The sequence below is a fragment of the Thermodesulfobacteriota bacterium genome (assembly GCA_040754335.1).
Classification (GTDB): domain Bacteria; phylum Desulfobacterota_D; class UBA1144; order Nemesobacterales; family UBA2774; genus 2-12-FULL-53-21.
On the sequence record JBFMCV010000001.1, the window covers coordinates 80,378 to 93,628 of the forward strand.

A 13,251-nucleotide genomic window follows, 5' to 3' on the forward strand; every position below is an offset into this window, starting at 1 on the left:
ATGAGAGAAAGAAGCGCGGTCATACTCGGCGCGGGGGTGTCGGGACTTACGTGCGGGGTAAGGCTGCTGGAAGCGGGTTTCAGCGTAAGCATCAAAGCTTATGCGCTGCCTTCCGACACTACATCTAGCGTAGCGCCCGCTTACTGGTATCCCTATAAGGTCGCTCCGCAAGAGAGGGTGCTGGGATGGGCGGCTTATTCGTACGGAAAGTTCGTCGGTCTGAGCCTTATCCCTGAGAGCGGCATCTCGATGTCCGGTCTCCTCAAGATATATGAACAGAGGGTGGACGAGCCGTTCTGGAAGTCTGCGGTGAGAGCCTTCCGGCGGGCGGAGCCCGGGGAGCTTCCTCCTGGATACGTCGACGGGTTCGTCACCGAAGTGCCGCGAATAGAGACGCCGGTGTATATGCGGTATCTGCAGAATAGGTTCGCCGAATTGGGTGGAGCATTGGAGGAACTCGACAGGGAAGCGGTTTCACTCGAAGAAATTTATGGGGAAGGGCAGTTATTAATTAATTGCACCGGACTCGGCTCGCGGCGATTATGCCGCGACGGAAGCACATTCCCGATCCGCGGGCAGATAGTGATCGTGAAGAATATAGGGTTAGAGCGTATCGTCAGCGTCGACTCCGGCAGGCTCGCCCCGATATACATAGTTCCCCGGGACGAAGACTGTATTCTGGGAGGCACTGCGGAAGAGGGTGACTGGGATTTGAATATTGATCCCGATACCTCTGACAAAATTCTGACGAAGTGCATAGCGATCGAGCCCTCGTTGGCAAATGCCGAGATCATAGGTCATAAGGTAGGTCTCCGTCCCGGAAGGACGGAGGTGAGGCTCGAGCTCGAAGAGCTGCCCGGTGGCGGGGCGGTAATACACGACTACGGCCACGGCGGGGCGGGCTTTACGCTCTCCTGGGGCTGCGCCGAAGAAGTGCTCAGACTTGCGGAGGAATATGTTTCCGGGAACTAGAATCAATACAAGAATCGCAGCGTTATTCGCGCTGGCCGTGTTTTTCGTATTCGTCTCGGCTTCGGGTACGAAGGAAGGAGCGGTATTAATTCTTGAGGCCGAGCGCGGGAATAGGCCCTTACCCGTTCTTACTCAGCAATATCCCGATCTTTCAATTGAAGACGCTTATGATATTCAGGCCGAATATGTCCGTTTGAAACTCGGCGGGGATAAGATAGCCGGTTACAAGGCGGGACTCACGTCGAAAGCGGCACAGGAGAAGTTCGTCGTGGACACCCCTGTTTCGGGCGTATTGTTCTCGTCAGGAACGCATGAGAGCACGGCGGTAATAGAGGGTTCGAAATTCCGGAGCTTGGTGATAGAAACCGAGATAGGTTTTGTCGCTGGCAAGCGGATAGAGGAAAAGATCATTGACATCGCTCGTCTCAGGGAGTACATCGGCGCGGTCCTGCCTGTAATCGAGCTCCCCGAAACGGGATTCGCGGATATGAAAAAAATAAAAGCTCAGGACATTGTCGCCGCGAACGTGGGGTCGGCCGTCTTTATAACGGGCGCTCGAAGACCGCTCGCCGACGCCGATCCGGACGACATTACGGTCAAGCTCGTCTCAGACGGTGAAACTCTTAATCAGGGTAAGGGTTCCGACGCATTGGGCGGTCAATGGGAGGCTCTCCTCTGGCTCGTAAATTCGGCGATCGGGAACGGATGGAAAATTGAAAGAGGGGATATTCTCATAACGGGCGCGCTGGGTAAGGTCGTGCCAGCGAAGCCTGGGCGCTACCAAGCGCAATTCGGAGAGCTCGGGGACATATCGTTCGACATAAAGTGATACTTCCTTTCGAACCGATGATTCCGGGCGCGTTTGTAAATATTTGCTACTTGCCGCCCGCCTGCTTCGCAACTTCAAGCTGCATAACATTCTCGAGCACGTCGACCCAGTAACGCCACCAATACGAGTTAGGCTTGTGCGCGCTCTTCTGGACGTCAGCCCATGAAATCACCTGGTGTATGTTCCCGTGAAAGAGAAGAAGCTTCTCGGCGGCGTCTTTTGTCTCCTCGGGGTCGATCTCGATTTTATCGAGCTGCGCCTCGATCTGGTCCTTGATGTCGTCTATGTAGGGGGCGATCCTGTCCGAAAGCTCTTTAATGGCTTCGGTGGCCTGGATCGTATCGCCTTCGAGCTCTTCCGAGCTTTTGTTGATGAGGTCTACGAAATCGAGAATTTTGTCGAGGTTGAGTCTCGCTTTTACGCCTTCCTTGGAAAGGTCTGTCAGCTCTTTTGCGTTAAGGGCCATTTAGTGCCTCCTCTCTTTAGCCTGCGGGAGTAATAAGGTTAGCATCTTTTGATAAAAATAACAGCTTCGTTCAGGGGAGGAGAGCCTTCAGCTCCTCATCGGCCAGGGCCTTTTCCCCGAGCGACGGCTCGAGCTCTAAGGCCCGCTTCAGGTCCGAAGCTGCTTTTTCAAGCTCGCCTGTTCTGGCGTGAATCCCTGCCCGGTTAAAGAGTGCGTCCGGGTAGTCGGGACTTAGCTCGAGAGCCCTGTCGTAGGCCTTGAGTGCGCCTTTTATTTTATCCAGATTATGGAGAGATACCGCTTTGTTATACCATGCTTCGATATAATTCCCCTGAATAGCAATGGCCCTGTCGTAGGCTTCGATCGCTTCGAGGTCTCTTCCGAGCGCGCTCAGGGCGGCTCCCTTGTTGCACCAAGCGACCGAAAACCCGGGATCGAGCCCGAGCGCCTTCCCGGCGGCTTCGAGCGACTCCTCGTACCTGCCTGCCTTTCCGAGGGCGGACGCCTTGTTGTTCCACGCCTCGGCGTAGCGCGGGTTTATTCTTAACGCATTGTCGTAGGCAAGAATTTCCTCTTCGACGCGGCCCATGACCGAGAACGTTATGCCCTTGTTATACCAGGCCTCCGCGAATCCGGGCCTGAGCTCAATGGCCTTGTCGAGCGCCTCTATGGCGAGCTCGAATTCGCCCCTGTAGTAATGATCCGCCGCCTCGAGCACTAAATCTTCCGGGTTCAAATCTCGCTCCGTTCTGTTGTTCATTGTTGTTAAAGTGCTCACCCCTGATGTTTCCGTCGAGTGTGTGATTCAGGAAAGAGCAGTTAATACGATCCATATCAGAAGGATTACATTCAACGCGCCGAGCACGTAGAACACGATATGGTTTGCTCTCACTGACTTGTTTTTCAGAACGCTGTGTGAGAGTTTCCTTGAAAAATACAGGAAGGCAATCGCGATTATTATGACTATCAGGAACGAGGTCGAGCCTATATTGGTTCCGAGCCGGCTGGATATGTAAATTGCGTAAAAGATCACGAAGAAAAACAGGAAATTTGACAGCAGCCATGAAGAGAAGATCGAATAAGCTTCTTTTATCTTTTCCGGGGTGTTCAGATCGGGCTTCAGTCGTTCGAGTATCATGCGCGGTTAGTTATTTTAAAGGCCTGTATATTACCAGCCCCGGTTTATTTTCCATGTATACGCTCAGGTCTTCGTCGACGACCTTCTGATTCTTTTCCTTAGAGGAAGCGTGTCTCAAAAAAACCTTCCCGTCCTTTTTGATTACGATCCCCGTATGAGAGACGTCGAGTCCCTCTTTATCGGTATAGATGCCGACGAAGTCGCCCGTCATAAGCTTGCTCAATACTGACGGGCTCAGCGCCTCTGAGGGTATATAGTAGAAGGTCCTGTTGGTTACAGGAATCCCGGGCAGATAATACGTGCCGTCCGTTTTGAGGTTGAGGTTTTTCGAGACTTCGACCGCTTTCTTATCGCCCGTCGCGTATGTCACGTCCTCGACGTATACGTAATTATTAATCGGCCAGTCGGAGAAAAAGTGGTTCCTGTTGCGGAACGAGACAACGCCGTCCCGGTATCTTATCTTTCGGAGATTGTCCTTGAATTCCGGGAACGAGCTCGACAGGCTAATCGCCTCGACATAGTCTATGTAGGTAAAACAGTCCATGCCCTCTAGGTCGATTGTGAAGACTTCGGGAGTGTTTATATCTCCCGTGAGCGTCGAGCCGACATAAGGAGTGCCGAGGAATTTCCCGGATATAAAATCTACACGCTCGCCCGCGCTCCCGATTTTCGAAGATTCGGTCATGATCTCGGTAAGATCGCTCTCTGTCCATTTTCCGAGCTTTATCACTTCGGTCATGTTCCCTTCCATTCCGGCTTTGGCATAAACGGTGAACAATACAACACAGCAGGCTAACGTCGATGCGCCTAATAATAGGCGTATGTGCGAAAATATGATATGCCATACGATACTCATTGATACCCCTTTTGGAAATAATATAAAGTGTACCCGTATGACATGTTAATCGGAATCGTGGAAGTATGCATATTTATTCGATTCTACGTTCTGTATGCTCACTCGGGCTTGTGGCAGACGGCCTCGATATTGTGCCCGTCGGGATCGAGCACGAAGGCCCCGTAGTAGTTCGGGTGATAATGCGCCCTGATTCCGGGCGGTCCGTTGTCTCTCCCACCGGCTGACAGGGCAGCTTCATGGAACTTCCTGACCTGCTCCCTGTTCTCCGCCGCAAAAGCGATGTGTATTTTGTCGTGGACTGCGCCTTCGCCGAACCAGAATTCGGGCTTGCCTTTCGCGCCGAACCCTGCCGCTCCCTCTACTTCCATAACGAGCTCGTAATTAAGCGGCCTGAGAGCTTTCGTGTAAAACTCTTTTGATCTTGCAAAGTCGCTTACCGGAATACCTACGTGATCCAGCATCATATGTACCTCCCGTGGAATTTTACGTGCTCACACTTCGATCAATCGAATATCTCGTCGAGCCAGTCCAGTGCAACCGCTGCCGCAAAAGATGGGTTCCCGACCTGGCAGTGCGTGTCCGCGCCTTCGAAGTCCGTGAACTGGTATTTAGTCACGGGCCCGGGGACTTTTTCGGCGAACTCGTTGAATTGCTTTTCGGGCTCTCCGCCCTCGCCCGAGCCTTCGAGCGCGAGACAAGGGCATTTTATATTCTTTATAGCGTCGCCTACTGCGAATTCCCTGAGATAAATAAACGTATCCCTGAACGTGGGCTGACCGTAGCGAACGATGAGGTTCGTAGTCCTCGACTTCGCCTCGGGAGGGAATAAATCGTCCGGGATATTCGGAATGTCCTCCACTGCAAAATTCCGGTCGTCCGGTATGTCCGCGGGGTCGAATCCGACGAAAGCGCTAAGGTAGTCGTGAAGGTTAAGTATGGGCGAGTTCGGGATGAGGGCCTTAATCCTAGGTTCGTACGCGGCAGAGCGGGTCGAGAAATATCCTCCAACGCTTATGCCCATGAGGGCGAGCTTAGAAGGGTCGATCTCAGGTCTGTCGATGATAAAGTCAATTACAGTCTTCGTGACGTTCTCGAAATCGGGCTCGAAATGCGTGCGCGTAAAGAACCTGTAGAGGTCCATCTGACCGGGCCCGGCGTAGTGTACTACGTTGTATCCCCTCTCGAGAGCGGGGTACCCGTGCATCAGGTACTCCTCTTCGAGCGTGCCGTCGAATCCGCTGACTATGAGAAGCGTTTTCCTCTTCTGCGCTTCGAGGCCGGGCGACATGATGTAAACGGGGAGATCTATGTTCCTGTAGGTCAGCATCTCTTCCTCGAAAGTGTGCCAGACGTACTTCATGGCTTCGATAAAGCAGTCGCGGGACTTTATCCCGAGCTCCCTGTGCCTGGGGTCGAGCGGGCTCGTGTAGTACTCGGCCGCGCGGAATGAGTTGGAAGCTTTCAGGAACATCTCGCGGGCGCTCACCGTATGGCCTTTCGATGCCCGTTTGTGCGCGTCTTTCATCTGCCACTCGGCGAGATTCGAGAACTCGTCGACCCAGCTCCCGGGGTCCCCGTCCTTGATGCGCCCCGCTGCCGAGAGGCATTCCCCGACGGACGCTCCCCCGAACGACGTCGAGCCCAATTGCCTCAGGAGCTGAAAGTCCATTTCCTCGTTCTCGAAACCTTTGACGCGTGTTTTGCTCCGTGTTATTTCAGCCATGGGGGCTCCAAAAGTTTATAAATGCGGATTTATTATCGATGTCGAGACGGATTAAATATAATGTCTGGCAGGTACTTTAACAACTGTTTAATACAATTTTCCAAGGCACTCCTGCTATATTTGTAGTAGTATTATATTGGTTGATGCACATATCGGCATAATTCGCGCACGAGCGGATTTCCGGATGGCGGAAGGGGGCAGCAAATGACCATTAAAGATTTTTTCGATTCTCTTTCTGAGCGGATTCACGCAGGGGCGAGCGTAAAAGCGGTGTACGGCGACCCGATCGAGGCTCAAGGGAAGACGATTATCCCCGTGGCGAAGGTTATGTACGGTTTCGGCGGGGGATACGGCGACCAAAGGTCGGATAAGAAAGAGGGGTTGGACAGGGAAGGGGGCGGTGCGGGAGCCGGGGTACGGGCAAAGCCGGTCGGGGTTATCGAAGTGACGGAAGAAGACACTCGTTTTATTCCATGTACGAGCGGGAGAAAGATAGCAGCTCTCCTGGCAGTCGGATTTATAGCCGGGTTTCTAATGGGCAGGAGATAAAAAGCCGGACCGGCTCATTCTTCCCTTGTGGCGACTTATTCTCACTTCCTCTCCCCTATAATCGTTACTATCAGCTTCCTCGGGCCGCCGTGGTTACGGTGCTCGCAGAGGTATATGCCCTGCCACGTGCCGAGATTGAACCTGCCGTCCTTCACGGGGACTGTCACGGAGCTACCGAGGATCGACGCCTTTATATGGGCCGGCATATCGTCCGGGCCTTCGAGCGTGTGCTCGTAGTAAGGGGCTCCTTCCGGGACAGATTCGTTGAAATAGGATTCGAAATCCACCCTGACTTCAGGCGATGCGTTCTCGTTTATCGTAAGCGAAGCGGAGGTATGACAGATGAATAAGTGCGCGATGCCTACCGAGTATTCGGACAACTCCCTCACTTGCTCGGCTATCTCGCGTGTGACGAGATGGAAGCCGCGTCTTTTCGGGGAGAGCGTGATTTCTTTCTGTATGCAGTTCATAAGCGGGGCAGGGGGATTATGCTCTCATCCCCCTTTATCTTCAATTACGGCTGCGCAGAGCCTCCGGGCTAACCCCTCGGCTCCCCAGCTCATCACTATGTCGTGGTTCCATTTGAAGAGCGGCCTCGCAAGTGGGGCGATGAGATTCATCCAGGCTTTGGTGGTGTTAACCTGCCAGTCGTATCTTGCCGTCGTATATTCGCCGTCGTTTGATATATTCCATATGCCCCTGCCGTCTAATTCCCCTCTGGCAATGCCCTCCATGACCGACATAGGCTCGACGCGTACCGTTTCCATATCGAACGTGAGCCTGTATGGAAGCATGCTCTTCCACGTGTAGCGGCGTACGCTACCCACGCCCAGGCCGTCTCCCTTTTTAAGCTCAATGACTTCTTCAACCCCTTTCCACCATTCGGGCCACCTCTCCGAATAGTAAATTTCGTTCCATACCTTGCCGAGGGGGGCTTTAATGCGCCAGGTCGTCACGAATTTATAATCGGCCATTATTGCAGGGTTCCTGAGTAATATATTTATTTCTATATTACGGATACTGCCCTCACTCGGATCTCCCGATAGTTCTTTTTACTTCGTCAGCCATCGCCTCTATGAATTTGGGGTCGTCGTTCACGGTTTGCGCTCGGATGAGCGTTATCCCCGCCTCGTCCGCGGCTTCCTTCGCCTCGATCCCTATATCGAACAGGACCTCCACGTGGTCGCAGAGGAACCCTATCGGCTGCACGATCAAATAACGCCCCCCTTCTTTCGCGATCTCTCTTATCACTTCGCATACGTCGGGCTCGAGCCAAGGGTCCTGGGGGCGTCCGCTCCTGCTCTGGTATACGAGCCTCCATTTATCGTGGTTGAGTCTCCCCGCGATGAGGCGCGCGGTTGTCGTGAGCTGCTCGACGTAGGGAGAGCTTTCCGCCATCGGGACGGGTATGCTGTGCGCGGAGAACAGTATAAGCGTGTCATTCCTCTCATCGGGCGGTATTTGCTCGAAGCATTCGGCTGCGCGATCGGCGGAATCCTCTATAAAAAGAGGGTGATCGAATAGGGGCGCGGTGTATTCGCATTCGATCTCGACGCCCGTTTCCGCAATCGCGTCCTCAATGTCCTTCACGTATCTCTCCCAGCTCGCCTCGCACTGGTGAGCGGCCATTATCATCCCTATTGCTTTCTTGACTCCCCGATCAGACATATCTTTCAGGGTGTCGGGAATGAACGGGTGCCAGTTCCTCATGCCGACGAATACTGGGATCTTGCTCCCGTTTTCGGAGAGCGCGTTTTCCAGCCCCTTTGCCTGTTTATACGTATATTCGTTGATCGGAGACCTGCCGCCTATAAGCTCGTAATGGTGGGCTACCTCATCGAGCCTCTCTTTAGGAATGGGTCGCCCCTTCGCCACGAGCTCGAGGAAAGGGCGGATGTCTTCCGGTTTTTCGGGCCCTCCGTATCCGAGCAGCAGCACGGCATCGAACTTATTCCCCATCGTCATCGACCTTCCTTTATTGCCGGAGTCTTGTTATTTCCCCGCCGAGTATTCGTGCACCGTGTCCACGAGCGCGAGCACGTTGTCTACAGGCGTTTTCGGGAGTATGCCGTGGCCGAGGTTGAATATATGTCCGGGCCTTCCCTCTGCCTTGTCGAGTATCTCCTCGGCTCTCTTCTTTATCTCGGAGTGTCCCGCATAGAGAACGACCGGGTCGAGGTTCCCCTGCACCGCTACGTCGTAGCCGACCCTCTTCCAGGCCGACGCCAGGTCGACCCTCCAGTCGAGTCCGATGATGGAGCTCCCGCATTCCTTCATCATCTCGAGGAGAGCCGAAGTCCCTGTGCCGAAATATATCACGGGTACGCCTCTCCCGAGCGAGCCTATGAGCTTCGTCATGTGCGGCTGTACGAACTCTTTAAAATCGCCGGGCGACAGGCACCCGACCCAGCTGTCGAAAAGCTGAACGGCGTCCGAGCCCGACTCTATCTGTTTGTTCAGGTATCTGCCTGTGGCGTCCGTCAATATTTCCATGAGCGTGTGCCATGCGCCAGCGTCCTTGTACATGAGCTGCTTCGTGTTCTCGTAATTCCGCGAGCCCCCACCCTCTATGACGTAAGAGGCGATGGTAAAGGGCGCGCCCGCGAATCCGATAAGCGCCTTCTCCGGGTCAAGCGCACGGCGTGTTACGCTCACCGCGTCGTAAACGAATCTCATGCTCTCGGGGTTGAATTCCCTCAAGCGTTCTATTGCGTTCCCCGAGCGCACGGGCCTCGGTATTCTGGGTCCTTCCGCCCTGGAGAACTCGAGATCCACTCCGAGCGGCTCGATTATGAGCAGGATGTCCGAAAAAATTATTGCCGCGTCCACGCCGAGCCTGTCGACCGCGCTCAGGGTAACTTCCGCCGCGAGCTCGGGAGTTTTGCAGAGATCGAGGAACGAAACCTTCGCCCGGAGCTCCCTGTATTCGCGCATGAACCTGCCCGCCTGGCGCATGAGCCAGACGGGCGTGTAGTCTGTCTTCTCCCTGCGGCACGCTTTCATGAACGCCGAGTTGTACGTTATATCTGTTCTCGTTTCTTTCTTATCCCCGTCCCAGACCATTTGAACGCGGTGCCAGCTGCTCGTGTCCACTCCGTTGCGGTGAGCTGTCCGTTTTTTCCTCAAGAGCTCGTTACCGCTCCTCGCCATCTCGCGTATAAGGTTCCCCATCTTGGGGCTGTCGGGTTCATAGTCGGGGGAAAGGCCGAACCTCATGAGCGCTTCCGTCGTTGTCGGCCCTATGGAGCCTATAGCCACTTCTTTAAAACCCTCTTTGAGACTGTCCTCAAGCCCATCTTCTGAAGCTACCTTGAAGAGGTGGTAAATCTGTTGCGAGCTCGTAAAGAGGGATATATCCTCTTTTCTTTCCGAGATGGACCTTATAGCCTCGCGGAGCGGTTTCGTATCTTCGGGCAGGTCCCATTTATATACGGGGACCGCCGTCACGTAGGCGCCCCTTTGCTTTAGCTCCTTTAAGAATTCTTCGTTCGAGATTCCGTATTCCTGGACGGCGACGTTCTTGCCGCTGATCTCGAGTTCGCTGTCGAGAGTCGTAAGCACGTCGTGCCATGTGTTAGGCTCGGGGACAGTGATATCCGGTTTCAGTCCGAGCTCTCTGAGCGCGGCTACGGGCTTGGGGCCGCGTACGACGATGGTAGTGTCCTCCAGGGCTTTGACCAATTTATCGAGCGGATATCTGGTCGAGACCGCCTTGGCCAGCGCGCGCGTGCCCACTCCGGTCATAAGGATTACGATGTCGTATTTACCGGCGAAAAGTTTTTCAGCGAATTTGAATACCTCGGTCGCTTCCTCAAACGGGACTTCCCTCATCGACGGGGCGACCCTGGGGACCCCCCCGTGATACTGTATCAGCTTCTCTATTTCCTGGGCTCTCCGGCTCTCAAACGCCGTGACCCTGAGTCCGTTGAAAGAAAAATTACTCGTCATTGTGGCTGGTTATAAATATATGTTTGAGTTTATCACAGTAAGGACGGCGGTCAATCACCGGGGGGACCGTACCAGCGGGAGCGTCGGTAATCTCTCCTCCTTGATATTAAACCCCTTATTTCATATAATCCCCTTTACACGGATGGTGCACGGAGACCGGGAATGGGAAAGAAGGTCGAATTTTACTACGATTTCAGCAGCCCTTACACGTACATAGCCTCGACGAGGATAGAAAGGATATGCCGGGACAACGGGGCCGAGCTCGAATGGAAGCCCTTTTTGCTGGGCGGGCTCTTCAACGATACGGGAGTGAAACCCGCTGTAGAGATCGGCAACAAATTCGCGTATATAAAACAGGATACGCAGGATTCGGCGAAATATTACGGCGTCGATTTCAGATTCCCTGCAATTTTCCCCCTCAACTCCGTAAAGGCGATGAGAGGTGCTTTCGCCGCGGCGGAGAAGGGTAAGTTGGTCGAATACAACCACGAGATGTTCAGGCTGTACTGGACCGAAGGGAAAGACCTCAGCAAGGACGACGTGCTAAGGGAAGCGGTCGCCGGAATAGGCATCGACTCCGACTGGTTTATCGCGCGCATAGGGGAGCAGGAAATAAAAGACAGGCTCAGGATTGAGACCTCGAGCGCTGCTGCGCGGGGGGCTTTCGGTGCCCCCACAATATTCATCGGGGAAAAGATGTTCTGGGGGAACGACAGGCTCGATTTCGTGGACCGCTGGTTGAAGGGGAATTTGTGAGCACTGCCCTGATAATCCTGCAATAACCGGTTCCGGAGAATAGCAATGGGAAAGAAGGTTGAATTCTTTTACGATTTCACGAGTCCCTACACATATATTGCGTCTAAGAGGATAGAGAAGATATGTGAGGACAACGGGGCCGAGCTCGAATGGAAGCCCTTTTTCATGGGCGGCCTCTTCGTTGAAACGGGCGTTAAAGCGCCAGTCGATATCGCCAACAAATTCGCGTACGTAAAGCAGGACACGCGGGACCTGGCGAAACACTACGGCGTCGACTTTAAATTTCCCGCGGTTTTTCCTCTCCACAGCGTAAAACCGATGCGGGGGGCTTTCGCCGCGGAGGAAAAGGGGAAATTGACGGAGTATACGCATGAAATGTTCAGGCTGTTCTGGACGGAGGGCAAAGACCTCAGCAAGGACGACGCGCTCATAGAAGCGGTCGCCGGCATAGGAATCGACCCCGTGTGGTTTATCGCACGCATAGGGGAGCAGGAGCTAAAAGACAGGCTCAGGGAGGAGACCTCGAAGGCGGCCGAGCGCGGGGTGTTCGGCGCCCCGACCATATTCGTCGGCGAGAAGATGTTCTGGGGTAACGACAGGCTCGGTTTCGTGGACGAATATTTGAAGGGGAAACTGTAGAAAATTACGGTCGCTTGTATATCCCGTACGGGTTCCTGCTTCAATAATCCCTGTTTTCATTTGAATTAATTCGTGTAAATTTTTACCGGCTTGCTCCAAGGAGAATTCAGAAAATGCACCATTCCTATCGATACAGGGACGGCGAGCTCTATGTCGAGGACGTCCCCGCAAGAATGATCGCGGAAGCCGTCGGGACCCCGTGTTATGTGTACAGCTGCTCGGTGTTGAGGGACGCGTTCCTTAGCTACAAGGACGCATTCTCCGGTATCGATCCGCTCATGTGCTATTCGGTGAAGGCGAATTCCAACCTCGCGGTCCTGAACGCGTTCGCGAGGCTCGGGGCCGGGTTCGATATCGTTTCTCTGGGCGAGCTCATAAGGGTCAAGCGCGCGGGGGGCGATCCGTCGAAGGTCGTATTTTCGGGAGTGGGCAAGACCGAAGAAGAGATGAGGGTCGCGATCGAAGCGGGGATACTCTTTTTCAACGTCGAGTCCGTCGAGGAGCTCCGACTCCTCGACAAAGTGGGGAAAGAGCTCGGCAGGAAAGCGCCCGTCGCTCTCCGCGTCAACCCGGACATAGACCCGAAGACGCACCCCTATATATCGACCGGCTTCAAGAAGAGCAAGTTCGGCATCGAGATTGGACAGGCGGTAGAAGTCTACGAGGAAGCGAGCACTATGGAGGGCGTCAGGGTAACCGCTATCGACGCTCACATCGGCTCCCAGATATTCGAGCTCGCTCCGTTCGTCGATTCGTTAAGGAAGCTCGTGGACCTGGCCGACGGTCTCGTAGGCAAAGGCATCGGTATCGAATACATAGACATCGGAGGCGGCCTCGGGATAAGCTACAAGATGGACGAGATACCTCCTCACCCGAAGGAGTATGCGGATGTGATTACGGGCCTCGTCGGTGGCAAGCCGTATAAGCTCGTGCTCGAGCCCGGGAGGTCGCTCGTGGGAAACGCCGGCATACTCGTGACAAAGGTCTTATTCCTGAAGGAAGGTACTGAAAAGAAATTCGTTATAGTCGACGCGGCGATGAACGACTTGATCCGTCCCGCGTTCTACGAGTCGTACCACGAGATACTGACCGTGAGCGGCCCGGCAAAGGCCGTAGAAAAAGTGGATGTCGTCGGCCCTATATGCGAGTCGGGCGACTTCCTCGCGAAGGACAGGAAATTCCCCCATGTAAAGAGCGGCGACCTGCTTACTGTGATGAGCGCAGGCGCCTACGGCTTCGTCATGTCGTCCAACTACAACACGCGGCCGCGCGTACCGGAAGTCCTCGTAAAAGGCGGCGAGTTCCGGATAGTCAGGAAGAGGGAGACCTACGACGAGATGCTCGGCGGGGAATCGATCCCCGACTTTTGATCTGG

General features: G+C 54.2%; 16 protein-coding genes. 6 read left to right on the plus strand and 10 right to left on the minus strand.

From position 1 onward, the window contains the following. Complete coding sequence (locus AB1598_00385; GenBank protein MEW6143454.1) at window positions 1–972, plus strand: FAD-dependent oxidoreductase; 972 nt, start codon at window positions 1–3, stop codon at window positions 970–972. After that, a complete protein-coding gene (locus AB1598_00390; GenBank protein MEW6143455.1) occupies window positions 956–1,801 on the plus strand; it encodes a fumarylacetoacetate hydrolase family protein in 846 nt (281 codons plus the stop codon). Before AB1598_00385 ends, AB1598_00390 begins: the two co-directional genes overlap by 17 nt. Window positions 1,802–1,847: 46 nt before the next feature. On the opposite strand, the gene AB1598_00395 is transcribed toward AB1598_00390, so the two are convergent. From AB1598_00395 to AB1598_00420, 6 genes are all read right to left on the minus strand, one after another. Next, entirely contained in the window at window positions 1,848–2,267 is a 420-nt protein-coding gene (locus AB1598_00395; GenBank protein ID MEW6143456.1) for a hypothetical protein, read from the minus strand. A 70-nt stretch (window positions 2,268–2,337) separates the two neighbouring features. Next, entirely contained in the window at window positions 2,338–3,003 is a 666-nt protein-coding gene (locus AB1598_00400) for a tetratricopeptide repeat protein (GenBank protein MEW6143457.1), read from the minus strand. A 69-nt stretch (window positions 3,004–3,072) separates the two neighbouring features. Next, on the minus strand, window positions 3,073–3,405 hold the full coding sequence (locus AB1598_00405; protein MEW6143458.1) for a hypothetical protein: 333 nt from the start codon (window positions 3,403–3,405) through the stop codon (window positions 3,073–3,075). Window positions 3,406–3,415: 10 nt separating this feature from the next. Further along, a complete protein-coding gene (locus tag AB1598_00410) occupies window positions 3,416–4,144 on the minus strand; it encodes an N-acetylmuramoyl-L-alanine amidase-like domain-containing protein (protein MEW6143459.1) in 729 nt (242 codons plus the stop codon). 215 nt (window positions 4,145–4,359) lie between these two features. Continuing rightward, the gene (locus tag AB1598_00415; GenBank protein ID MEW6143460.1) at window positions 4,360–4,722 is read right to left on the minus strand and encodes a VOC family protein; all 363 of its coding nucleotides are present in this window, start codon (window positions 4,720–4,722) and stop codon (window positions 4,360–4,362) included. 41 nt (window positions 4,723–4,763) lie between these two features. Then, on the minus strand, window positions 4,764–5,984 hold the full coding sequence (locus AB1598_00420; GenBank protein ID MEW6143461.1) for an alpha/beta hydrolase: 1,221 nt from the start codon (window positions 5,982–5,984) through the stop codon (window positions 4,764–4,766). A 204-nt stretch (window positions 5,985–6,188) separates the two neighbouring features. Between AB1598_00420 and AB1598_00425 the strand changes: the two genes are divergently transcribed. After that, complete coding sequence (locus AB1598_00425) at window positions 6,189–6,533, plus strand: spore germination protein GerW family protein (GenBank protein MEW6143462.1); 345 nt, start codon at window positions 6,189–6,191, stop codon at window positions 6,531–6,533. A gap of 41 nt (window positions 6,534–6,574) precedes the next feature. On the opposite strand, the gene AB1598_00430 is transcribed toward AB1598_00425, so the two are convergent. The 4 genes from AB1598_00430 to hemE are packed head-to-tail and all read right to left on the minus strand — an operon-like array spanning window position 6,575 to window position 10,481. Continuing rightward, window positions 6,575–7,003: a secondary thiamine-phosphate synthase enzyme YjbQ gene (locus AB1598_00430; protein MEW6143463.1), complete on the minus strand. Its 429-nt coding sequence runs from the start codon at window positions 7,001–7,003 to the stop codon at window positions 6,575–6,577. 24 nt (window positions 7,004–7,027) lie between these two features. Next, window positions 7,028–7,507 (minus strand): SRPBCC family protein, encoded by a 480-nt coding sequence (locus tag AB1598_00435; protein MEW6143464.1) that lies wholly within the window; start codon window positions 7,505–7,507, stop codon window positions 7,028–7,030. Window positions 7,508–7,559: 52 nt separating this feature from the next. Further along, the gene (hemH, locus tag AB1598_00440; protein MEW6143465.1) at window positions 7,560–8,498 is read right to left on the minus strand and encodes a ferrochelatase; all 939 of its coding nucleotides are present in this window, start codon (window positions 8,496–8,498) and stop codon (window positions 7,560–7,562) included. A 27-nt stretch (window positions 8,499–8,525) separates the two neighbouring features. Further along, entirely contained in the window at window positions 8,526–10,481 is a 1,956-nt protein-coding gene (gene hemE, locus AB1598_00445) for a uroporphyrinogen decarboxylase (GenBank protein ID MEW6143466.1), read from the minus strand. A gap of 162 nt (window positions 10,482–10,643) precedes the next feature. On the opposite strand from hemE, the gene AB1598_00450 reads away from it, so the two are divergent. The 3 genes from AB1598_00450 to lysA all read left to right on the plus strand — a co-directional run bounded on the left by AB1598_00450 (window position 10,644) and on the right by lysA (window position 13,246). Further along, window positions 10,644–11,237 carry a 2-hydroxychromene-2-carboxylate isomerase gene (locus tag AB1598_00450; protein MEW6143467.1) on the plus strand — a complete coding sequence of 198 codons (594 nt, stop codon included), beginning with the start codon at window positions 10,644–10,646 and terminating at the stop codon, window positions 11,235–11,237. 45 nt (window positions 11,238–11,282) lie between these two features. After that, entirely contained in the window at window positions 11,283–11,876 is a 594-nt protein-coding gene (locus tag AB1598_00455; protein MEW6143468.1) for a 2-hydroxychromene-2-carboxylate isomerase, read from the plus strand. Window positions 11,877–11,989: 113 nt separating this feature from the next. Beyond that, window positions 11,990–13,246, plus strand: coding sequence for a diaminopimelate decarboxylase (gene lysA, locus AB1598_00460; protein MEW6143469.1), 1,257 nt, complete (start codon window positions 11,990–11,992; stop codon window positions 13,244–13,246). Window positions 13,247–13,251: the final 5 nt, after the last annotated feature.

Excerpts from the sequence above, each read along its gene's own strand:
- AB1598_00385 (MEW6143454.1), top strand. The coding sequence starts at position 1 with ATGAGAGAAAGAAGCGCGGTCATACTCGGCGCGGGGGTGTCGGGACTT.
- AB1598_00390 (MEW6143455.1), top strand. The coding sequence starts at position 956 with ATGTTTCCGGGAACTAGAATCAATACAAGAATCGCAGCGTTATTCGCG.
- AB1598_00395 (MEW6143456.1), bottom strand. The coding sequence starts at position 2,267 with ATGGCCCTTAACGCAAAAGAGCTGACAGACCTTTCCAAGGAAGGCGTA.
- AB1598_00405 (MEW6143458.1), bottom strand. The coding sequence starts at position 3,405 with ATGATACTCGAACGACTGAAGCCCGATCTGAACACCCCGGAAAAGATA.
- AB1598_00410 (MEW6143459.1), bottom strand. The coding sequence starts at position 4,144 with ATGACCGAAGTGATAAAGCTCGGAAAATGGACAGAGAGCGATCTTACC.
- AB1598_00415 (MEW6143460.1), bottom strand. The coding sequence starts at position 4,722 with ATGCTGGATCACGTAGGTATTCCGGTAAGCGACTTTGCAAGATCAAAA.
- AB1598_00420 (MEW6143461.1), bottom strand. The coding sequence starts at position 5,984 with ATGGCTGAAATAACACGGAGCAAAACACGCGTCAAAGGTTTCGAGAAC.
- AB1598_00425 (MEW6143462.1), top strand. The coding sequence starts at position 6,189 with ATGACCATTAAAGATTTTTTCGATTCTCTTTCTGAGCGGATTCACGCA.
- AB1598_00430 (MEW6143463.1), bottom strand. The coding sequence starts at position 7,003 with ATGAACTGCATACAGAAAGAAATCACGCTCTCCCCGAAAAGACGCGGC.
- AB1598_00435 (MEW6143464.1), bottom strand. The coding sequence starts at position 7,507 with ATGGCCGATTATAAATTCGTGACGACCTGGCGCATTAAAGCCCCCCTC.
- hemH (MEW6143465.1), bottom strand. The coding sequence starts at position 8,498 with ATGACGATGGGGAATAAGTTCGATGCCGTGCTGCTGCTCGGATACGGA.
- hemE (MEW6143466.1), bottom strand. The coding sequence starts at position 10,481 with ATGACGAGTAATTTTTCTTTCAACGGACTCAGGGTCACGGCGTTTGAG.
- AB1598_00450 (MEW6143467.1), top strand. The coding sequence starts at position 10,644 with ATGGGAAAGAAGGTCGAATTTTACTACGATTTCAGCAGCCCTTACACG.
- AB1598_00455 (MEW6143468.1), top strand. The coding sequence starts at position 11,283 with ATGGGAAAGAAGGTTGAATTCTTTTACGATTTCACGAGTCCCTACACA.
- lysA (MEW6143469.1), top strand. The coding sequence starts at position 11,990 with ATGCACCATTCCTATCGATACAGGGACGGCGAGCTCTATGTCGAGGAC.